At 49.8% G+C, this 20,286-nt stretch carries 20 protein-coding genes; 13 read left to right on the plus strand and 7 right to left on the minus strand.

Going from position 1 to position 20,286, the window contains the following annotated elements:
- Positions 1–2: 2 nt before the first annotated feature.
- The gene (locus DQG13_RS14535) at positions 3–593 is read right to left on the minus strand and encodes a hypothetical protein (RefSeq protein ID WP_113020506.1); all 591 of its coding nucleotides are present in this window, start codon (positions 591–593) and stop codon (positions 3–5) included.
- A gap of 201 nt (positions 594–794) precedes the next feature.
- On the opposite strand from DQG13_RS14535, the gene DQG13_RS14540 reads away from it, so the two are divergent.
- A complete protein-coding gene (locus DQG13_RS14540) occupies positions 795–1,136 on the plus strand; it encodes a helix-turn-helix domain-containing protein (protein WP_146767156.1) in 342 nt (113 codons plus the stop codon).
- A 403-nt stretch (positions 1,137–1,539) separates the two neighbouring features.
- Here DQG13_RS14540 and DQG13_RS14545 read toward each other — a convergent pair whose 3' ends face one another.
- From DQG13_RS14545 to DQG13_RS14555, 3 genes are read right to left on the minus strand one after another with little or no spacing between them, the layout of a single operon-like run.
- Positions 1,540–1,806 carry a hypothetical protein gene (locus DQG13_RS14545; RefSeq protein WP_113020508.1) on the minus strand — a complete coding sequence of 89 codons (267 nt, stop codon included), beginning with the start codon at positions 1,804–1,806 and terminating at the stop codon, positions 1,540–1,542.
- Positions 1,797–2,303: a hypothetical protein gene (locus tag DQG13_RS14550; protein ID WP_113020509.1), complete on the minus strand. Its 507-nt coding sequence runs from the start codon at positions 2,301–2,303 to the stop codon at positions 1,797–1,799. The genes DQG13_RS14545 and DQG13_RS14550 overlap by 10 nt, the downstream gene beginning before the upstream one ends.
- Positions 2,273–2,674, minus strand: a complete 402-nt coding sequence (locus tag DQG13_RS14555; RefSeq protein ID WP_113020510.1) for a hypothetical protein — start codon at positions 2,672–2,674, stop codon at positions 2,273–2,275. The genes DQG13_RS14550 and DQG13_RS14555 overlap by 31 nt, the downstream gene beginning before the upstream one ends.
- A 167-nt stretch (positions 2,675–2,841) precedes the next feature.
- On the opposite strand from DQG13_RS14555, the gene DQG13_RS14560 reads away from it, so the two are divergent.
- From DQG13_RS14560 to DQG13_RS14580, 4 genes are all read left to right on the plus strand, one after another.
- Positions 2,842–3,573 carry a type II toxin-antitoxin system death-on-curing family toxin gene (locus DQG13_RS14560; protein WP_113020511.1) on the plus strand — a complete coding sequence of 244 codons (732 nt, stop codon included), beginning with the start codon at positions 2,842–2,844 and terminating at the stop codon, positions 3,571–3,573.
- Between the two features lie 467 nt (positions 3,574–4,040).
- Positions 4,041–4,355, plus strand: coding sequence for a hypothetical protein (locus DQG13_RS14565; protein WP_113020512.1), 315 nt, complete (start codon positions 4,041–4,043; stop codon positions 4,353–4,355).
- A 21-nt stretch (positions 4,356–4,376) separates the two neighbouring features.
- Positions 4,377–4,610 carry a DUF2249 domain-containing protein gene (locus DQG13_RS14570; RefSeq protein ID WP_113020513.1) on the plus strand — a complete coding sequence of 78 codons (234 nt, stop codon included), beginning with the start codon at positions 4,377–4,379 and terminating at the stop codon, positions 4,608–4,610.
- A 956-nt stretch (positions 4,611–5,566) separates the two neighbouring features.
- Positions 5,567–6,814: a DEAD/DEAH box helicase gene (locus DQG13_RS14580; RefSeq protein WP_113020515.1), complete on the plus strand. Its 1,248-nt coding sequence runs from the start codon at positions 5,567–5,569 to the stop codon at positions 6,812–6,814.
- A 238-nt stretch (positions 6,815–7,052) separates the two neighbouring features.
- On the opposite strand, the gene DQG13_RS14585 is transcribed toward DQG13_RS14580, so the two are convergent.
- Positions 7,053–7,865 carry a hypothetical protein gene (locus DQG13_RS14585; protein WP_146767157.1) on the minus strand — a complete coding sequence of 271 codons (813 nt, stop codon included), beginning with the start codon at positions 7,863–7,865 and terminating at the stop codon, positions 7,053–7,055.
- 822 nt (positions 7,866–8,687) lie between these two features.
- Here DQG13_RS14585 and ltrA point away from each other — a divergent pair.
- Together ltrA and DQG13_RS14595 are read left to right on the plus strand one after the other, a co-directional pair.
- Positions 8,688–9,584, plus strand: coding sequence for a group II intron reverse transcriptase/maturase (gene ltrA / locus DQG13_RS14590; RefSeq protein WP_220094377.1), 897 nt, complete (start codon positions 8,688–8,690; stop codon positions 9,582–9,584).
- A 393-nt stretch (positions 9,585–9,977) separates the two neighbouring features.
- Positions 9,978–10,466, plus strand: a complete 489-nt coding sequence (locus tag DQG13_RS14595) for a cell wall hydrolase (protein ID WP_113020517.1) — start codon at positions 9,978–9,980, stop codon at positions 10,464–10,466.
- 53 nt (positions 10,467–10,519) lie between these two features.
- Here the strand turns inward: DQG13_RS14595 and DQG13_RS14600 are convergent, their stop codons facing one another.
- On the minus strand, positions 10,520–11,233 hold the full coding sequence (locus tag DQG13_RS14600; RefSeq protein ID WP_113020518.1) for a hypothetical protein: 714 nt from the start codon (positions 11,231–11,233) through the stop codon (positions 10,520–10,522).
- Positions 11,234–11,431: 198 nt separating this feature from the next.
- On the minus strand, positions 11,432–12,241 hold the full coding sequence (lepB, locus tag DQG13_RS14605) for a signal peptidase I (RefSeq protein WP_113020519.1): 810 nt from the start codon (positions 12,239–12,241) through the stop codon (positions 11,432–11,434).
- A 243-nt stretch (positions 12,242–12,484) separates the two neighbouring features.
- Between lepB and DQG13_RS14610 the strand changes: the two genes are divergently transcribed.
- The 6 genes from DQG13_RS14610 to DQG13_RS14635 all read left to right on the plus strand — a co-directional run bounded on the left by DQG13_RS14610 (position 12,485) and on the right by DQG13_RS14635 (position 20,099).
- Positions 12,485–12,802 (plus strand): ArsR/SmtB family transcription factor, encoded by a 318-nt coding sequence (locus DQG13_RS14610; protein ID WP_113020520.1) that lies wholly within the window; start codon positions 12,485–12,487, stop codon positions 12,800–12,802.
- Positions 12,803–12,898: 96 nt separating this feature from the next.
- Entirely contained in the window at positions 12,899–13,900 is a 1,002-nt protein-coding gene (locus tag DQG13_RS14615; protein WP_113020521.1) for an NADP-dependent oxidoreductase, read from the plus strand.
- A gap of 262 nt (positions 13,901–14,162) precedes the next feature.
- Positions 14,163–16,496 carry a helix-turn-helix domain-containing protein gene (locus tag DQG13_RS14620; protein WP_113020522.1) on the plus strand — a complete coding sequence of 778 codons (2,334 nt, stop codon included), beginning with the start codon at positions 14,163–14,165 and terminating at the stop codon, positions 16,494–16,496.
- 67 nt (positions 16,497–16,563) lie between these two features.
- Positions 16,564–17,523 carry an ABC transporter permease gene (locus tag DQG13_RS14625; protein WP_113020523.1) on the plus strand — a complete coding sequence of 320 codons (960 nt, stop codon included), beginning with the start codon at positions 16,564–16,566 and terminating at the stop codon, positions 17,521–17,523.
- A gap of 13 nt (positions 17,524–17,536) precedes the next feature.
- Positions 17,537–18,406: a carbohydrate ABC transporter permease gene (locus DQG13_RS14630; RefSeq protein WP_113020524.1), complete on the plus strand. Its 870-nt coding sequence runs from the start codon at positions 17,537–17,539 to the stop codon at positions 18,404–18,406.
- A gap of 97 nt (positions 18,407–18,503) precedes the next feature.
- Positions 18,504–20,099 (plus strand): type 2 periplasmic-binding domain-containing protein, encoded by a 1,596-nt coding sequence (locus DQG13_RS14635; RefSeq protein ID WP_113020525.1) that lies wholly within the window; start codon positions 18,504–18,506, stop codon positions 20,097–20,099.
- Positions 20,100–20,286: the final 187 nt, after the last annotated feature.

Genomic DNA, 20,286 nt, shown 5'->3' on the forward strand with positions numbered 1-20,286 from the left:
CTTCAGTTCTGGAAGTTGTCCGCCTTGACGCCTCCCCCTACCGGAACTCCCCCGTTATCCTGCTGCTGCCCAAAGACTTCAAGTGGTGGAAACTTGTCGGACGTGATTTGGACAAAGATGTCCTGGTCCTTTTTGCCGAAAGCAAAGCTCTTGACGTTGGAGGGGTCATCCACTTTAAAGGCCATCCTGTAGCCCTTGGTCATGCCGCCCTTGGCGATGGTACGGGAACTGGAGTTGAGCGGGCTCAGGGCCGTCTCCAGGATTTCCCCGTCGAAGGTGATGAGAAAGAAGTCAAGGCTGGACACGTGTAGGGAGTTGTCACCCCCGTTTTTCAAGTCAAACTGCATCGCCACGGTGCTGTCGTCTGGGTAGTAGGTGGCTCCCAGCAGGTCGATCACTACCCCTTTGGAGTCACTCTTGTCCGTAGAAGGAGAAGGGGAGGGTTCCGGGCTAGATGTGACGGACGCTGTCGCCTTGGTCGTTGCCGCTGGAGATGAAGAGGGGGAAGCATCGCTTGTGCTACTGGTTGGCTTGGAGCCGCAAGCGGAGGCAAAAAGGGAGAAAACGGCTAAGAGAACAACGAGTTTTTTCATGAGTGGGTCAGCTCCTGTGTGTGGTTATTTGGTTGACGACGAAAAGCATGTTGTTAGGTCATGCTGATGGAAGGTTGTCCAGAAAAAGGTAGTCCCATTATACCATCCTTAGTTCCTTTGGGGTAGATTTTTGTTCGAAAAACCCTATCGTCCCTTGGTTGCTGAAGAGGGCTAGTCTATGTTTTCCTTAGGGTGATTGATGTGAGCGAAATCATGAAGAAGGTCGGAGAGGGAATCCGGCACTACCGGAAGAAAAGGGGATGGAACCAGGAAGAACTGGCCCATCTGGCGCAGGTTCACGAAAGCTACGTTGGCAAGCTTGAGCGTGCCGAGAAGGTGTGCTCTGTAGACGTGATGGAAAGGGTGACAGCCGCTTTAGGCGTCTCTATGGTGGAGTTTTTTAGCTACATCCAGCCGGAGGGTAAAAAGAGTGCTGGGACCACGCTAGAAGAGATTGTGGACCGACTCCGCGGGAGAAGCGAAGAGGAACAGAGAAGGGTGCTCAAGGTGATCGACGCTGTGCTGGACGACAAGCTCAAGTGAAGGGAAAACAAGGAGCGGAGTGTTCAGGGGAATGGGTTTTGAGCCGCGCTGCTGCCCTGATGGGGAGAGGCCTTGAGGGGCAAGGGGTTAGCTTGGCTGGGCATTTGCACTTGGCCCGCCCTGACCTGCACTTTCGTTCTAGGGCAGAAGCCGTGCGGCTGAGGGCAGCTCCAGGGCAGCCGAAAAGCCTTGCTCGTCTAGGAAGAGCGGCAAGGGCGGCTGTTTGGCCGACCAGTGGGCAGAGTGGTGAAGAGATGTTTTTGAGCAGGCGGTGCAACCACGTTGTGCCGTCTTTTGGCGTTTTGTTGTTGACAGTGCGGCTGAGGGCGGGAGGAGAGCGGGTGAAAACCCTTGCTGGGCTTGGAAAGTGCAGGAGAACAGCTCAACTTGAGCAGGGCAGGGTCTACAGAGGTTTGGTTTTTGACTTCCGACCGAGCTTCTTCTTCTCCAGACGAAGGCTCAGCAGTTCCAGTCGCAGTTTGGCATCCAGGGCGAGGATGCTCTTGAGGATGACTTCAATCGCTTCCAAGTCGGGGACTTCCTCGCAGACGGAGCGCTGATCCAGGATGGCCTCCTGAGCTAACTCGCAGGTTTCAAGCTGCCGGATTAGGCGGTCTTCCGTTTCGATCAGTTTTTCGTATGCTTCTTGGCGTGCTTCGGCTACATCCATGGTTCTTCATCCCCTCCCGTCTGTTTTGTCGCGTCTCCTGTCTGCTGCCGTTTTGTCTCGTTCAAGAAAGGGTCCGAAAGACAGACGTACAGCAGAGAGTTGGTCAGTTCTGTTGCCCACTGGATGGCGGTCAGAACTTCGGAGCCGTGAAGGGAAGGGGCATCCGCAAAGCAGTCCTCTTCCCAGACCAACTCTGCTTTCTGTTGCTGTTCATCGACTTCAAGGAAGAAGTCCGAGCCGTCGACGTAGGGGTTCGCCTCCCAGGCGTGGGACGTCCGGAGCACGACGCGAACGCGATGGGTTGGCCTGTGGCCGTCATCAGGTATCTTGGTCAGCCCGTTGTCCTCGCCCTTCTGAAATGGTTTTGCCGCTGCTGCCATGACCCAGACGTTTGAGCCTTCGTTCGGGGGAGAGCCTTTGCGGTCGAACGTTTCCTTGAGCTTGCGGACGAGTAGTTCGTTCGCCGTCAGCTTCTTTGCGCTTGTTGGCTCAGCCATTGTTCTGCCTCCTCGTCGTGTGTTCCCGCCAGCGTGAAGAACGTCACCACAAAGTCGTTGTCAAGCAGCGCCGCGAGCCTGTACGCTTGAACCTCGCCAAGGTTCAGCTTTTCAACAAACTCGACTGCGTGGGGGAGAGGCACGCCGCTTTCGCTGCTGAGTCCTGCAAAGTTCAAACTGCGCAGATCGTCACCCGCTTCCAGCAAGACGATGGGCCAGTGCTGGTCAAGGCGGAGCATGCCTTCCTCGTCGTCAGCCAACTCAGCCTCCAGTTTTTGAAAGAATTCGGCGATGTGCTCGACCAATGTTTTGTACGCTTCTAAAGTCCGGTGAAGCGCTTCGATATCCTGTGGGGTGTTGATGGTAATCAAGTTTATCCCTCCTGAAAAAGTAAAACCCCCTTGTATAAGGAGGCCCTCTATCTTGCAAAATAATAATATATATATTGAAATCATGTTAATGCGGTTCAATTGCAAACTTTCTGCTTTTTTTCCATCTAGTATAATGGTATAACTTAGTATAAAAGGGAGGTATAGCGATGCGATTTCCAGATGTAGAAACAATTCTTAAAATCCATTATCAGTTGGTTGAGATGTTTATTGATGATGATGATTCAATAAGTCCTCCGGGGCCTAAAAATGAGTCGTTACTACATTCAGCTGCATCTAGACCACATACTGGTATGGGTGGGGAAGATAAATACAATACAGTCGAAGCCAAGACGGCAGCGCTTTTTCATTCATTGATTCATAATCATCCGTTTCACAATGGTAACAAGAGAACAGCGCTTGTAAGTATGCTTGTTTCTCTGGATATGAATTCGCGGCGGCTGGAAGCGTCAGACGACAACTTGTTTGAATTTGTTGTCTCGGTTGCTAGTCATAATCATCCGTTTGACGGAACTTCAGACGATGTAGTTGATAATATCGCAGGTTGGATTCGGCGGAACAGTGTTTCCCGTAAATACGCACCAAGTTCAATGAAAGTGACAGATTTCTTAGAAAAGTGTGCTGTCGCTGGGTGCCGAGTTAGATTGAGTGATGATGGAAGAAATCGGCTTGTTCAATCTGCTAATACTCCGAAAATTATTAAATTTGGGGTTCAAAATAAAAAGCTTACAGGGCAAGTTGTGAAGAGATATTTAAGAGACTTGGGACTTTCAGAGGCCAGAACAGGTATTTATCTAGACGAATTTCAAGAAGGAGACATAACTCAGCAAGAATTAATGATACAATATAGAACAGTACTGAAAAGATTAGCCCATGCCTAGACTACTTACTTTTTGTATTGATCTCTTTTCGTCGGAGGCACCCTGTGCGCAGGGTGCCTTTAAAACTTGCCGTTTCAGATAGCGCGGAGAACCGTATCATAAATGATCCGAGGCTTTTTGGCATTAACCGCGTACTGGGCACGGAAAGCTGCCCCGGCCACCCAGGGCAAAGATCACAATGTAAAGTAAATTGTGCGAGGAAAAATTAATAGGGGTGATTTAATATGCACAGGACTTCCAAGAAGGCTATCCATAGCCAAAAGCTTAATCGATAATCAAAGAGGAAAATTCACAATTCAAATTGACGGAGACTTATTTAAGTCGAGAATCTATATGCCGAAAGAACAGGAACTCGCTAAATGTGACAGAGATCACAAACTATAAAGGTATATACATTAGAATAATGATGAGTAAAGAAGTTAACAGTACCCAATAGGATACTTTGAATAAGATAGGGGTGATATAAAATGGCAAATGTCCACATAGAAAACAATGAGTTGCTGCTTGAAGCAAGCCTGGAGGATATTGAAACGATCGTTAAAGAGGCAGTAAAAAACATCGATCAATACAAAGAGGAAATTTCCGTCATCTATGATAAAATGCCAAAATTCGAGTATAAGCACTTTTGTTTCTATGCCTACTCCACGTATCGCTTATTGGAAAAGGCCCTTAACTTTTCTTGCGATGAGGTGGGTCATTTCCGATTAATTGCTCCAGAAGAATTTTATTATGCATTCTTTGGTGTCATCTCCACACTGCATCATGAACATTGTGCCAAATAAGTATGTTTAGGAGGAATGAAAATGGAAAACTATAAATCTACAGTAAATGCAACAGAATATCCGCCACAAATTAAACATAAGGTTATTTTTGAAACCTTTGATGCGTTGCAATCAGGAGAAGCGATGTTGTTAATCAATGATCATGATCCCAAACCGTTATTTTTCCAATTTGGAATTGAACGGCCTAATCAATTTACATGGGAATATATTGAACAAGGACCGGTCACCTTCCGTGTAAAAATTGGACGTGTGTAAAAAAACGCTTGTCGTAAGCTGGCTGCCTGTTTGTCATGTCCCTCATGGATATCGTAGGGTTTTTATCCTATCCAATAGTCATCAGGTACAGCATGTGATTGTATTATCTTTCATGGGATATGAGGATGTTTACAACGTCAAACAGAAAGTAAAAACACACGAGATTCAGGATCCCTCCCTCTTATGGGGCCTTTCAGTTGTAAAGTCTCTCATTGGTACGGAGACCCTGGAATCAGAGGATGGATATGTAAGCATCCGACCTAAACCAATGCATGAAGATGAACTCTTACCCATCGGCGAATTTCTGAAGGCTGCAGAAGAAGGGAAGTTTCTATTAAATCAGTGAATAAGATATGTTTGCGAATTGAAAATGGTTAGAAGCGATCCGTTTTATCCCGGACCGCTTCTAGCCATTTTTCGGTAGGTATTATTGATTATTGATCGCGTAATGGCAATCATATCCTATCCTGAAGAGGATGAGGATGAATGGGACAACGAAGAGGACTAATGACATAAAAATGATCCGAATGGTCCCCTCACGATAGACAGTGGAAAATCAATTATTCACTGTGAATCCGAGGGGCTTTTTCATGCCTGCGAAGGCTAAGCGCTTATACTTGTGAGCCGCAGCGCAAAAATTTCGCCCAAGAGATGATATGCTGAAAAAAAAGCCACTTTAGGGTACGATGATTCCTTCTTTCAAGGAAGCCTCTTGATGATGAACGGCTGTGCCCAATTTGTGGAAGGTCAAACCAAGCCTTTTCTTTTGTAACGAATGATTGAACCGTCCACGCCGCGGCGCATTGTTCCAGAGGAACCAAGTATGAACATTAATATCTCAATTGGACTTTTATATAATCAGGATGTTGGTCAGGGGTGTAGCTCTATTCCTCTTATAGGGTATAATGCTAGTATAGACGCTTGGGCATTGATGGCGACTTGAAGAAGGAGAGCTTATGACATTTGAACAATTGCAGTTGATTCCCCCCATTATTAAAGCGATAGCCAAGGAAAATTATACACAGCCTACGCCTATACAGGAGCAAGCAATCCCGCCGGTGCTGGCAGGTCGTGACTTGTTCGGCTGCGCCCAGACGGGGACCGGTAAGACAGCGGCTTTTTTGCTGCCGATCATTCAGTTGCTGAGCACACAGCAGGGTCGCCCGAACGGCAAGCGCGTCATCCGTTCACTGATTTTGACACCTACCCGTGAGTTGGCAATCCAGATTGCCGACAACGCTAAAGCTTACGGTTGCTTCACGAATCTGCGCTGTGGCGTGATCGTGGGCGGCGTCTCGCAGAGGGCTCAGGAGCAGTTGCTGGAGCAAGGCACGGACATTCTGATTGCGACACCGGGCCGCCTGATCGACCTGATGAACCAAGGGTTCGTCGACCTGCGTCACGTACAGATTCTGGTGCTGGACGAAGCCGATCGGATGCTCGACATGGGATTCATTCATGATATGAAGCGGATCATAGCCAAGCTGCCGGTCAAGCGGCAGACGTTATTCTTCTCTGCGACTATGCCCCCCGAGATCATGTCCTTGGTAAACTCGTTGCTGAAGAATCCGGTGAAGATTGAGGTTACCCCTGCTTCCACAACGGTTGAGAGGATTAAGCAGATGCTCTACTATGTGGACAAGCCGAATAAACTGCTGCTGCTGATTGATCTGCTGCAGGACAAGTCCATCGCGAACGCTCTCGTGTTCACCCGCACGAAGCACGGCGCTGACCGGTTGGTGCGCGGCTTAACGAAGGCGAAAATTACTGCGCAGGCCATTCATGGCGACAAATCGCAGAATGCCCGCCAAGCGGCGTTGAATAACTTCAAGGTCGGCGCGACCCGCCTGCTGGTGGCGACTGATATTGCGGCACGGGGTATCGACATTGAGGAACTATCGCACGTTATTAACTATAACTTGCCGAATATACCGGAGACGTATGTCCATCGGATCGGCCGTACCGGACGTGCGGGCTTAAGTGGGATTGCGATTTCGTTTTGCGAGGACGAGGAGATTCCTTATCTGAAGGATATCGAGAAGCTGACGAAGCAGAGAATCCCGGTGATTGCCGATCATCCTTACCCAATGACGATTACGCAGCCAACACCGGCGGCGGTCGGAACGGCCAAAGCCAACCCAGCACCATCCAAGGGCGGTGCTCGCGGACATAACGGCAAAGCAGGCGGCCACCGCAGACGGTGATCAAATGCGGGAAGGTCAGCCGGACAATTGACCACCAGAAAAATGATTTTGGCTCTAAGTTACGAATATGAAATAAGCAGTTACTTGAAACGGATTAAGCTGTGCTGCACAAGTAGCGTCTACTTATCGTTCAACGGGAGCCGATAGCTTAACTTATCGAGATCAAAGAAAGGGCCATCCTTTGCGGGATGGCCTAAAAACTTGCCATTACAGACAGCGCGGGAAACGATGTGATTTGTCAAGGCGCTTCAGGATTCTTCTGGAAAGCAAAATGTGACAAAGCAAACTTCCCATCCTTGTAGCTCGCATGGGCGTCGATGTGGCCGATGGATTGGGGGATAGCAGATTTTTCTAATATGATTTCAGCGCCAAACTGGGCCTTCAATTGTTTGTTTTCGTGTTCAAAACGGACGATGTTACCGAAGACCAAATGGTCGCCAACTTTCCCAAACTCCGGAGATTGATAGTCTTTTAAGCTGACCGAAGCGGATGTAGAGTCGATGGAAATTTGGCCAAACAGAACATCATTCTGCTGGATCGTCTTGAATTGGACAGCTTCGTCGAGTTGGGCATTGTAGTTTTTGAACACATGATCTTGAAAGTATTCCGGATCGGCAGGATCAATATTGATCATATGTAGTTCCTCGACGGAAATGCCGGTTCCTGAACCGATATATAGTATGACTGAAAGCTCCTGTCTACCGTCACCATCATAATCCTCCACTTGCAAACGGGGTAGAACGCCAGTGGGTGTCATATACATCCAATCCAATTCATGGGCTTCGTCTCCAATGCGCAGGGTAACACCATTTTCTTCACCGTAAAGGAATATTTTATGTTTTGGAATGGAAGCTATCAGTTCCTTACTTGAACCAGAATTGTTAGTAGGCGCGGCAGACGGATCGGATGAGGATTCGGGGGAAGGCGCAATCATCTCCTGGGTGGGAACAGGCGTAGAAGAGGGATGGACCTGTTGGCTTGAACAAGCAGTCAAAATCGAACTTGCTAAAATGAACGATGACCAAAACCGGATATGAAATTCAACTCGCAAGATAGCCTCCCCATTTCGCATTTTGTTTCTCCATTAGACGATTATGGTTTGGAAAAAGTTCCATAAATATCAAACCTGCCGTTACCGACAGCGCGGAGAACCGTATCATCGGTAGTGGTAAAGCAGAGAATCGAGCTAAATGTTGAAGCGGCAATGCTAAGTTTGCAGGTTGGAGCTTAAATTGTTGAAGCACTCGACACATGTGGAGTGTATATCATCAATGATTTTGGAAAAATAGGGGAGTAGCGGGTGCGAAGATCAGGGCGAAGGCTCTGTCAACAACAAATACAATTAGAGCCAGGGCAGTGCGGGAACTGATTGCAACTAGTGTGATAACTTCGGCTGTATAAAATAAACGACCGGAATCCGTCTATTGACGGTTCCGGTCGTTTATTTTTATAGTGCGCCCGGCATGGGCGATAACTAGGCGGTGCAAGTCCGCTACAGGCTTGGCAGTAGGAACTGTTAGCTGAAGGCAAGGGTGTCCGTCGCGAGGCGGAATCTGAAGGAAGCCGGAGGCAAACCCTCGGTCTGACGAACAGAAATCACATACAAGGCATGGGGAGACGGACGAGCTTGCTATACAAAGCAAAGTCCAATACTGCCCGAATCTCCACCATGTAGATGTGGCAGATAGATGAGGGGAAAGTTATCGCTCTTACCCGGGGAGATCTCACAGACGTGGAGTAGGGAAAAAAATCCGAAACATGGAGTAAAGCTTGCTGTGAGAAGTCAGCAGAGGCCATACTACCGAATTTTTTTTTTCGGGAAGGGCCGAACAATCGTAAGTCTTGAGTAGGTACAGGAAGGAGAACCGGCGTGTTGAAAGCAGAATACCGAAAGGGCTGCCCTCAAAGGGATAGTGTGGATCGCGTTGAGAATGCGGGAGCGCGGAGTGCCGGAGCTCGGGAAAGTAGAGAAAGAGACGGTGCAGACGACCTGCTTGAAAAGATACTAAGCAGAGACAACCTGAATAGAGCTTACAAGCAGGTCAAAAGCAACCATGGAGCACCAGGCATCGATGGAATGACTGTCGAGGCAGCACTACCGTGGCTGCGAAAGAACAGAGACGAACTTTTGCAAGGTATCCGGGAGGACAGATACAAGCCAAGCCCGGTGCGGCGCAAAGAGATTTCCAAACCAGATGGAAGCGGAGTGAGAAAACTCGGCATCCCGACAGTCGTAGACCGCGTCATCCAACAAGCGATTGCCCAACAACTGCAACCGTTGTTCGAGCCGCTCTTCTCAGAGGGCAGCTATGGCTACCGTCCGAAGCGGAGCGCGCAACAGGCGATCCGGAAAGTGAAAGTCTATGCGGAGCGGGGGTACAGCCATGCGGTGGAAATCGACCTCTCGAAGTACTTTGACACGCTGAACCACGAATTGCTGATGAACCTTCTCCGTAAACAAATCCAAGACAAGCGCGTGACCGAGTTGATAAAGAAATATCTGAAAAGCGGGGCCATGGAAAACGGAGTTCGCCGGGAAACCGAGGAAGGTGCGCCTCAAGGAGGCCCCTTATCGCCCCTGTTGGCGAACATCTATCTGAACGAATTCGATCAGGAGATGGAAAGGCGAGGCGTCATCGTCATCCGCTATGCAGACGACATCGTCGTGCTGGCGAAAAGCAAACGGGCAGCAACGCGACTTCTAGAATCCAGCCGAAAATACCTAGAGAACAAGCTAAGACTACAAAGGTGCAAAACCTACGAAAATTAGGGATACCGGAGTGGCAGGCGTACCAATGGGGAAATACAAGGTTGGGCTACTGGCGCATTGCCGGAAGCGCAGTGCTAAATCGCTCTGTAACAAACGAGAAGCTCGCACAGGCAGGGTATTATGACTTCCCCGCCCGGTACGAGCATCTTCGTAACGTGCACTCAAACGATTGAACCGCCGTATACCGAACGGTACGTACGGTAGTGTGAGAGGTCGGCTACTCAACTAATGGGTAGCCTCCTACTCGATCGGCGACAGCGGATTTCGATTTCGTGGACAAAGAGTCCAAACAGGCAATCCAGCTAAGCATACTATGAGATATCTCTGGAGGTTATTTACTATTTTGATAGGATGTGAGTGTGGCCACGCTGCATCCAACAGGAGGTATGGAAAATGGCATGGGGAGACCCTATTCAAAATTTATCTGGTCTAAGTGAGTTTGATCCGCTGGATGTAGTAGACATTATGGCGCGATTGATCTATTCTGAAGCCCGCGGGGAATCGACGGAAGGCAAGGTAGGAGTAAGAAAGGTTCTCGACAATCGGTATGATCATCCAGCACGTGATTCCGAGTTTGGTGGAGACACTTATAAGGAAATTATGCTTAAGCCATATGCCTTTGAAGGTTTAACTACAATCAGTGCCAGGGAACCGGATACAAATTCCACAGCATGGGATGATTGCGTTAGTGTGACATTAGGAACTTTGTCTGTTCCCAACCCGATTGGAAATTGCCTTTGGTTCGTGACAAACTCTTATTTTAACAACAACGTGATTCAATCTGGCGGCGAGGAATACTGGAATTTCGGAGCAGGCAACAAAAAAATTGTTGAAAAAGTGATCGTAGACAATCAAACCTTTTTCCGTGTAGAAGGCTATTAAACTCATTATGAAATGAATCAACGCAGTATCCGATTTTAGGATACTGCGTTGATTCATCTGTTTTCAATAAACTGCAACCCTTCGATTTGAAGCTGACCATCTTTGTAACCATACACCGCGTCAACTGCTCCGATAAAATGTCCTGGAGACACTTGTGCAGAAACCTCGACATAGATAGCTCCACCTTGCATTCGGTATCGAACAATATTCCCAAATGCAACATCATCGAGCCATGAACCGGCGTCAGAATTATTATACTCGTAACTATAGTTCTTATTTTTTACGGTAATACTGTAAGTTCTCTTTTCGCCATTAATCAATAGTGAGGTCTGAACATATTTCTTAATTGAATTCTTTGGGTTATCAACTGGTATTTCAGAAAAATCCATGTTTAAGACATGAAGTTCTGAGGCTCTTATTCCAGTTCCATGGCCCTTAGTCAGCGAAATAACGATCTCATCTTCTGAATCGTCATCTACGTTGGCTACCCATAATTCGGGATAAAATGAGGGGCTTGTTACGTTTTCCCATTGGAATGACTTTGTACTCCCGTTTATTCTCACTTGGATATCGTGAAATACTCCCGAAGAATTGTCTGGTTTGCCTAGAATTGCAATGGATTTATCTTTACTTTCTGTTATTACAATGTGTTCATCAACGCTTGTAATGGCTTGTTGGTGTGGTGTCGTAACATCAGGTTCCAGTTGTGTACAAGCAGTTAAAAATAACAACTGGAAAATCATTAACGTCATTATTGTCTTTTTCAAAAGCATCACTCCTTGGCTGAATTATACCTCATTCCGAGGTAATTTCCAATTTTTGAACAAGGGGCGCTTAGGCCGGATAGTCCATGTTCCCCCATAAATCCTCCGGAAAATGGGACTACATCCGTCATATCCTTGAGATCAGGCCATTATACATTATTTCACGGACCAGCCAAAACTGGCGTGGCAATCAATAACCAGTTAAAAAGTGACCCTTAACATTGGCAGTAACTTCCCCTTGATTTGATCTTTTTTAATAAATCCCAAAATACGACTATACATACTGTGAGAGCGATTATCTCCAAGCACAAAATATGAATTATCCGGTACTCTCTTTTGAAATGTCACTTCCTCCAGACCAAAATCATTCGTTCCTGTACTTAAAAAATTCTCACTACATTCTTCACCATCAATGTAAAGTTGGTCTTCTCTGTACGCTTGCATGCCGGTCTTTTCATCGATTCCCACGAGCGCCACGTCGTCGGGAAGATCGGCGTGATACAGCCCAACAATGTCGTTCACCTTTTCCCGGAAGTGAGGGTCTTTGCTATGCAACCACAGGGTATGCTGATGGGGCTTGAGGGCGTGATCGTTCAAGATGCGCCAGACCGTGGAGCGGCTCATGGTCGCCCCTTCAACCGCCTCCGGGAGAACCTGAATCAAGGTGTCATAGGTCCAAAACGTTTGCTCTGGCCGATCATAGTGAGCGGGCTGATCACACGCCACGGCAATGACCTCGCAACGTAAGGCTTCGTCATAGGTCAACGGGGCACCCGGTCGCGGTGCATCCTCCAAACCCTCTACACGATCTTCAAGGAAACGGCGATGCCATTTCCGAACGGTTTTGGTGCTCACCTGTTGCTCTCGGGCTACCTGAGCCTGATGCTTGCGTTGTACCGCGAGTCCCCAAATGATGGAGGCCCGCTCCTTCATGCGGTACTCGGTTTTACGGCCATTTTTCATCTTTTTGATGCGTTTGTGTTCTTTGGTCGTCAGTCGAATCGTTTCCATCGGGATTCACCGCCCTGTTCCTTTTCTGGGTTTTTACCCGAAAAAGACCATAACGCAATAGAGTGGTTTAATGGGGAACGAATTTACGAGACGTTGTACTAGTTCTATCATGCCATCCACATTCCAAAATTGTCCATAGGTACATATTACTTCTTGCTTCAACAATTTGTTAACAATTGATGTTATCAGATGGTTTATATTTAGTTTAATTGATTAAACCAATGAACGGAATGGGGGAAGTGTATGAGTCAGGTCGAACATATTCAGAAGCAATTTAAGGAGTGCATCCCTCTATTGGAAGTGCTGACAGATGAAAACCGTCAAGCCATTATTATGCTGCTGGGACAACACAAATCGGGACTGAATGTCAATACGATAGCAGAGCATATCAAATTGTCCAGGCCGGCCATTTCCCATCATTTGAAGGTGTTGAAGCAGAATGGCTTCGTTAATTTTGAAAAGAAGAGCGTGGAAAATTACTATGTGCTGACTCTCCATCAGCCTCTTGAGCAGCTCAAATCATTAATTGCCGCGGTGGAAGCGGAGTGCAGCAGGGTTTGATGACTAACAATAGACATTGGGGAGGAGTTACAAACCAATTTTTTGTACTATTAGTTCATTTGTTTAAACCAATAACCATATGGAGAGTGAAGCAAAATGAAGGCTATGATCATTGAGAAGTACGGGAAGAATACCCCGATAATGATGTCGGAGCTGCCCACCCCTGATATCGGAGAACACGATGTGCTGGTAGAAGTTCATGCCGCCAGTCTAAATCCAATCGATTTCAAAATAAAGGAAGGGAAAATGAAATTCCTTTTAAAGTACAAGTTTCCTTTAATTTTGGGAAATGATTTCTCTGGGATTGTAGTTAAGGTAGGCGACCGAGTAAGTGCATTTAAACCAGGCGATGAGGTGTATGGAAGACCACGCAAGAGCCGTATCGGCACATTGGCGGAATATATTGCTGTACATGAGGAAGATATTTCGTTAAAGCCGCGGAATCTAACCTTTGAGGAAGCTGCCTCTATACCATTGGTCGGACTTACGACTTACCAAGCCTTTACCGATATTTTGCATCTTCAAAGGGGTCAAAAAATTCTGATTCACGCAGGTTCAGGAGGCGTGGGGACGTTTGCCATTCAATTGGCTAAATTAATGGGAGCTTTTGTTGCCACAACAGCAAGCGATAAAGGCTATGATTTGGTCAAATCCTTGGGAGCCGATCTGATTATTAATTATAAAAAAGAGAATTTTGAAGAGATGCTTACCGGATATGACGCGGTTTATGATACTTTGGGAGGAGCAGCCTTGGAAAAATCATTCCGTATACTGAAGCCAAGCGGACAAATCGTATCCATCTCTGGTCTGCCAAACGCAAGGTTTGGAAAGGAAGCAAAGTTGGGGTGGATGAAAACGGCGATTTTGTCCATGGTGAGCCGTAAGATCACCGCTCTTGAGAAGAAGAGCCAAACGGGATATCATTTTCTTTTTATGAAACCGAGTGGAGCGCAATTGAAGATTTTAAAGGAATTTATTGAGGCAGGGCACATTAAGCCCATTATTGATAAGGTGTATCCGTTGAAGGATTCCGGGCAAGCATTCCAGTACCTAGAGGGCGGAGGTGCCAAAGGAAAGGTAATCATTAGAATAAAGTAATCATCCGAATCGTTCCTTGAACGAAATGAGTTTGCGGAGCAGCATCTTCATAGATTGTGAAATTCTCGTGGAAATGGAAGGGCGGCCGCCGGATATGGCGGTGCGTCCTTTTTTTTGGATATGAAGCTGCTTGTGACAAGGAGATTTGGCAGCCTGCAAGGACTTTTTAAAAAAGTCGTCATTGCATTGGAATGCCGCATCCCTTACTTATATGATAATGGGGTATGATTCAACAAAAGCATAATCGGAGGTGCGCACAGCCTTGAACCGAATCAAGCGTTGGGGTGCAACAATCATCAGTCTGCGGGTCATATCCGTTGTACTTGCATTATCGCTGCTGCCGGTTGTCGGCTTCGGCACGCTTATGTATGTCATGGGAAGCCGGCTGATCGAATCGGAGGTGAACCGTTCCTCCTTTTCGGCCATGAGCCAGATCAGCAGGCAGGTGGAGGCGGCCGTCAGCCAGATCGAAAGCTTTTCCACCCAGCTGGCCATGCAATCCAATCTGATCGCGCTGATGAATACGGGAGCGGAGCCCATTCTCGGCAGTCTGAGCTTAAGCGAAGAGGTCAGGCGGGATTTGACTTCCATCGCCAGCTCTGTAGAGGGCATCGAGTCTGTGGCCTTTTTGCATCTGCGGCAGCAGGTTATCATCTCCTCCCAGCAGTTCACCAGCCTGGATTCGGGGCAATACAAGGATACCTCCTGGATGCCTTATCTGGAGGAAGCCCTTGCCGCCAAGAAGCAGAGCTTCTGGATTGCTCCGAGAATCGGCGTCAACCGGCTGGGGCAGGAGGAATCCATGCTGACTTATGTGAGGGTACTGCCGTTTCTATACTCCGAGGCCAAGGCGGTGCTCCTGGTCAATCTATCCGCCGGGTACATTGGGGATATGTTCGGGCAATTTCCGCTGGAATCCGACGGCGCCATGATGCTGTTTAATGAAAACCGGGAGCTGATGATCCGCGGGGGAAGCGCTCCAGAGACGGCCCGGGAGGATGTGGGCAAGCTGCTGTCGGCTCTTGAGCCGGGACAAGGCAAAAGCGGCACCTACCGCACGGAGCGTTCGGATATGTTCGTGACCTTCCGGCAATCGGACCGCAACGGCTGGACCTACGCCATGCTGGTTCCGGTCAAGACGGTCAGCGCCAGCGTCCTGCTGCTGAAGCGGATCACCATTGTCAGCACGGTGCTGTTGTCGGCCCTTGCCCTGATCACGGCGTATTTCAGCTTCGCCCGTTTTCAAAACGGCATACGCCGGCTGCTGCGCCTGTTCGATCCGTCTCACGAGAGCACCGTTGCGCAAGCGAATGAAAGCGGATACTCCGGTCAAATCGCCTATATCGAGCATAACATTTCCCATTTGAAGCGGGAGGTGCTCCAGGTGAAGGCGGCGTGGAAAGAGCAGCTTCCCCTGCTGCGCGCCCATTATCTCTTATCCTCTCTTGTCGGCAACAGGAATTCCGTCAGCCGTTTGGCCGAGCTGTACAGCAGTGAGTTTCATCTGTTCGGGCTGTCGAAGTTTGCAGTTATTTCCCTGGAGATGGACGTCCTTGATGACAAGGGACGGTTTGCCGAGCAGGATAAACCGTTGTTTCTATTTGCCGCCGCGAATATCGTCAACGAGCTGTTTGAGGAGCAATGCCATGTGGAGACCCTGATTACCCACGACCACACCGTTGTCATCTTCAACCTGCCGGAGCATTATGGCAACCCGGAGCTTCTGGAGATGGCAGAGATGATCCGGGTCAATGTAAAAACATATTTGCGGCATACCGTTACCTTGGGGATCGGTTCGGTAGTGAACGATTTTCATGAGCTGTCCCTGTCCTATGCAGAGGCTTTGCGGGCTCTCCGGCTTAATTGGATGAAGCCCGGAGACGCGCTTCTGCCGGGTTTCATGGCGGAGACCGGGATCACCCGGCTGGTCCGCTATCCGTCCGAAGCGGAGGAGGAAGTGCTGAACGGCCTGCATGACGGCGACAATGCCAGGTCGGAAAAGGCTCTGGGGAGATTTGCGCAGGAAATTGCCGGATGCTCTCCGCCTTCCCATATGCTCAAGACCTATTATCTGCAGCTGCTTGTTTCGATTATTCGCCTTGCCCAGGAATATGTGGAGGACCCCGGGGCTTTGTTTGAGGGCTGGAATCCCTATGATCGTTTCTTCCAGCTGGAGGATCAAGAGGCGATGAATGTCTGGTTCCTCCAGGCGGTATTTCCCCCGGTGCTGGACCGGATCATGGGCAGCAAGAGCAAGCGGCGGAATGAAGTGGTGCAGATGACCTTCCGCATGGTGGAGGAGCGTTATGCCCAGGATCTGTCCCTTCAGGCATTGGCGGATGAGCTGCGGATGAATCCTTCTTACGTCAGCCTGATTTTTAAGGAGGAGACGGGGGATACCTTCATCCATTATGTAACAGCGATTCGCATAACCAAGGCCAAGGAGCTGCTGCGGGATACGGACCTGACGGTGCAGCAGATTGCCCGGGAGGTAGGCTACGGCAACGCCCAGCATCTGATCCGCGTGTTCAAGAAGCAGGAGGGGCAGACCCCCGGCGAATATCGCTCGGCCGCCCTTTCGAAAGATGATTATTGATGTGGAACCGGCTCCTTCGTATGCTGAAGTCACCAATTGGCACTATCGCTTACGGAGGTTATGACATATGGAATCCATTGCATGGACGACGGCTGAACAGGCAAGCCGCCGCCGCGTTCCCGGCTGGAAACGGCTCCTGCGCAGCTACAGGCTGCACGGCGGACTGATCCTGATGTTTTTGCCGGGTTTCTTGGTCTTTTTGCTGTTTGAATATGTTCCCATTTACGGCCTGCTGATCGCTTTTAAGGACTATCAGATGCTGGAGGGGATTTGGGGAAGCGCCTGGGTGGGCTTCGAGCACTTTGAGCGGCTCTTTACGGGAGCGGGATTTATGGAGGCGCTGCAAAATACGGTGGTCATCTCCCTTCTGAAGCTGGTTATTGTGTTTCCCGCCCCCGTTATTCTGGCGCTGATGCTTAATGAGGTTCGCCTCGTTTTGCTGCGCAAGGTGATTCAGACCTTGTCCTATCTGCCCCACTTTTTCTCCTGGGTTATCCTAAGCGGCATTCTGTTCAGCTTCCTTGGCCAGGACGGAGGCTTCAATCAGCTGACCGGCTGGTTCGGCCTGGAGCCTGTAAGCTGGCTGCTGTTCCCCCGCTACTTCTACGGGATTGTTGTAGCATCCGATATATGGCAGGGAGTGGGCTGGGGGTCCATCGTTTATTTTGCGGCGCTGACCTCCATTGATCCGACTCTGTACGATGCGGCTACGGTAGACGGAGCCAGCAGGTGGCAGCAAATTTGGAAGATTACGCTGCCCTCCATCATGCCGACAGTTATCATTATGTTCCTCCTGAACATCAGCGGATTTCTGTCTGTGGGCTTTGACCAGATTTACAATTTGATGACCCCCACCACCTCCAGCGTGGCGGAGATTCTGGATACGTACGTGCTTCGCCGGCTGTTGACGATGGATTATTCCTTGGGTACAGCGGCAGGTATCTTCAAGTCCTTGGTGGGACTGACACTGGTGCTCACCGCCAACCGGCTTGTGAAGTGGTACGACCGGGATCAGGGGCTATGGTAGGAGGAGACCGTCGATGAAACAGGCCAAAAGCGAAATAGCCTTCGATATTGTCAATACGCTGCTGCTGTGCGCCCTTGGGTTCATGACGCTGTATCCGTTCTTGTATGAGCTGACCATTTCCTTAAGCACTCCTGCGGACGCGGCAAAGCAGGGTCTCCATCTGCTGCCTCTGCACCCCACCTTTGACGCCTACAGGAAGGTGCTTCAGCATCCCGAGCTTGGAACGGCCTATCTTAATACGATTTTGCGAACTGTGCTGGGGGTGGGCATCGTGCTGCTCTTAACCTCCACGGTGGCCTATCCGCTGTCGAGAAGGACGTTTCCCCATCGCAAAATCGTTACATTTCTATTCATATTCAGCATGCTGTTCAGCGGCGGCTTGATTCCGACTTATCTGCTGATTCAGCAGCTTCATCTGGTGGATACGATCTGGGCCCTGGTGCTTCCCGGCTCGGTAAGCGCCTTTCGCATCATCATCATGCGGAATTTCTTCGAAGGAGTACCCTCGGAGGTAATCGAATCGGCCAAAATGGACGGGGCCGGAGAGAGAACCGTTTTCCTGCGGATCATGCTTCCCCTGTCCCTCCCGGTAGTTGTGGTCATCGCGCTGTGGTCGGCTGTGGGACATTGGAACGCCTGGTTCGATGCGCTTATCTACATCAACGATCCGGCGAAGCAGGTGCTGCAGCTGTTCCTGCGGCGGACGGTGCTGGAGGGCGCAAGCCTGATGCCCAATGAAACCATGACCGATCTGACAGTCTATACCCCGGAGACGCTGAAGGCGGCGACGACCATGGTTGTTTGCTTGCCCATTCTGTTCGTGTATCCGTTTGTGCAGCGCTATTTTGTCAAAGGGATCAATCTGGGCTCGGTGAAGGGTTAGGGGATGTTCGCCGGACAGATGAGTCAGCCACCGTGATTATGCAGTCAGATGACTTCATAATAGAGCCATGAAACTTTAAAAAGGGAGGATTACACCAATGAAACAACCGCAATCGGTCAAACGGAAATGGGGGGCGCTTGGCGCAGCCGCTATGCTGCTGATGTCCATCGCGCTTGGCGCCTGCTCCAAGGAAGAGAACAGCGGGGCTCCGGAGGCAAGCGCAAGCGCGTCCGCAGCCACGGCTGGGGCGGAGAATGGGGCTCCCATGGAGATTACCTGGATGCCGCTTCCCAGCAACACCCAGGAAAATTCCTACGCCCAGCAATATATCGAGAAGAAATTCAACGTCAAGCTGAAGACGGTCCTAAGTCCGAACACGGGATATGTGGATAAGCAGCGAATTTTGCTGTCGTCCCATGAAATCCCGGATGTGTTCTACGTGGGCGAATCCCAGGACCTGTTCAAGTACGCCTCCCAGGGGCTCCTGGCCGAGCTGCCGGTGGATGCGATCAAGCAGCATGCTCCCGATACGTATGCCATGCTGAACGAGGTTGCTCCCCAGAGCTGGTACTACTCCAACTACAACGGCAAAAATTACGGCGTGCCCACTGTCTATTACTTGGGCAAGTACAATGCCAAGCAAGCGTGGCGGGAGGATCTTCTGAAGAAAGCGGGGGTGGATAAAATTCCGGAAACGCTGGAGGAGTTCGAGGCGGCCTTCGCCAAGCTGAAGGAGATTGGCGTGTACGGCATGAGCACTATCGGCAACAGCTACTACGCCCAGTTTCATACCATCTTCGGGGCCTTCGGCGTTATGCCGCCCCAATGGATGGTGAAGGACGGCAAGGTGGTGAACGCCGCTATCCAGCCCGAAGCGAAGGAGGCGTTGACTCTCCTGGCGGACTGGTTCAAGAAAGGGTACATCGATCCGGAGTTCGTAACCGGCAAGGATCTGGATGTGAAATTCGTCAATGGCAAGGTGGCATTTCTGGACAGCAACTCCACAGCCCACATATCACTGACCAATCCCAACAGCAACATCAATAAAGCCCGCAAAATCGATCCCAACGCCAGTGTGGTCTTCGGCCCTCTTCCAAAGGGGCCCGGCGGCCAGCACGGCTGGGCCTGGGGCACGGCCGGCCACATCTGGGCCTTCGGCAAGCAGCTGAAGGACCAGCCGGAAAAGACGGCCAAGATTCTGGAAATCATCAATACGATCCAAAATGATGAGGAAACCTACCTGGCCATGACCTGGGGGGTGGAGGGCAAGCATTACGAGCTGGCCGATCCCTCCAAGGGGCCCAACAGCGGCTTCAAGCGCATTCCTCCCTTTGATGATGGAGCCAAGCTGCAGACGGAGGGCCTCTTCGATACCACCGGTCTGACTACCGTATTCGCCGACCAGGGGAATCCGAAGCTGTTCGAGAAGTTCGCCGACAAGGAAGCGGCGGCATTGCGGACGCTGTACGACGGCGCCGTCAGCGATCTCTTCGGCAAGCCGGATGTGCTGCCGTCCTCGGGCAAATATTGGGGCGATCTGACCAAGCTTAAGGTGGACACCTATGCTGCTATCGTATTCGGGAACAAGCCGGTTTCCGCCTTCGACGACTTCGTCAAGCAATGGAACAGCATGGGCGGCGCGGAGCTGGAGAAGGAAGCCAATGAGATGTACCAGGCCATGCAGAAGAAATAAACCAAGTTAATATCATCGCGCGGTTGAGTAAAGCAGGATGGGCAGGCGGAAGGTATGAAGTCTTAAGGGCTTCGGTTCCGCCTGTTTTTTTCTGCGGCGCCCTAATAAGCGATTGCGGGCGGATTTTAAGGAGGTGATGCGGGCGCAGATGCCGGAGACGTATACAGTGCAATATCCTAAAAAAGGA

It is taken from the genome of Paenibacillus sp. YN15, from assembly GCF_003285005.1.
Lineage (GTDB): Bacteria > Bacillota > Bacilli > Paenibacillales > NBRC-103111 > Paenibacillus_AR.

Coding starts and splice junctions, on each gene's coding strand:
- DQG13_RS14550 (WP_113020509.1), bottom strand. CDS start 2,303: ATGGCTGAGCCAACAAGCGCAAAGAAGCTGACGGCGAACGAACTACTC.
- DQG13_RS14635 (WP_113020525.1), top strand. CDS start 18,504: ATGAAACAACCGCAATCGGTCAAACGGAAATGGGGGGCGCTTGGCGCA.
- DQG13_RS14535 (WP_113020506.1), bottom strand. CDS start 593: ATGAAAAAACTCGTTGTTCTCTTAGCCGTTTTCTCCCTTTTTGCCTCC.
- DQG13_RS14570 (WP_113020513.1), top strand. CDS start 4,377: ATGGAAAACTATAAATCTACAGTAAATGCAACAGAATATCCGCCACAA.
- DQG13_RS14565 (WP_113020512.1), top strand. CDS start 4,041: ATGGCAAATGTCCACATAGAAAACAATGAGTTGCTGCTTGAAGCAAGC.
- DQG13_RS14560 (WP_113020511.1), top strand. CDS start 2,842: ATGCGATTTCCAGATGTAGAAACAATTCTTAAAATCCATTATCAGTTG.
- DQG13_RS14625 (WP_113020523.1), top strand. CDS start 16,564: ATGGAATCCATTGCATGGACGACGGCTGAACAGGCAAGCCGCCGCCGC.
- lepB (WP_113020519.1), bottom strand. CDS start 12,241: ATGGAAACGATTCGACTGACGACCAAAGAACACAAACGCATCAAAAAG.
- DQG13_RS14595 (WP_113020517.1), top strand. CDS start 9,978: ATGGCATGGGGAGACCCTATTCAAAATTTATCTGGTCTAAGTGAGTTT.
- DQG13_RS14615 (WP_113020521.1), top strand. CDS start 12,899: ATGAAGGCTATGATCATTGAGAAGTACGGGAAGAATACCCCGATAATG.
- DQG13_RS14545 (WP_113020508.1), bottom strand. CDS start 1,806: ATGGATGTAGCCGAAGCACGCCAAGAAGCATACGAAAAACTGATCGAA.
- DQG13_RS14630 (WP_113020524.1), top strand. CDS start 17,537: ATGAAACAGGCCAAAAGCGAAATAGCCTTCGATATTGTCAATACGCTG.
- DQG13_RS14610 (WP_113020520.1), top strand. CDS start 12,485: ATGAGTCAGGTCGAACATATTCAGAAGCAATTTAAGGAGTGCATCCCT.
- DQG13_RS14580 (WP_113020515.1), top strand. CDS start 5,567: ATGACATTTGAACAATTGCAGTTGATTCCCCCCATTATTAAAGCGATA.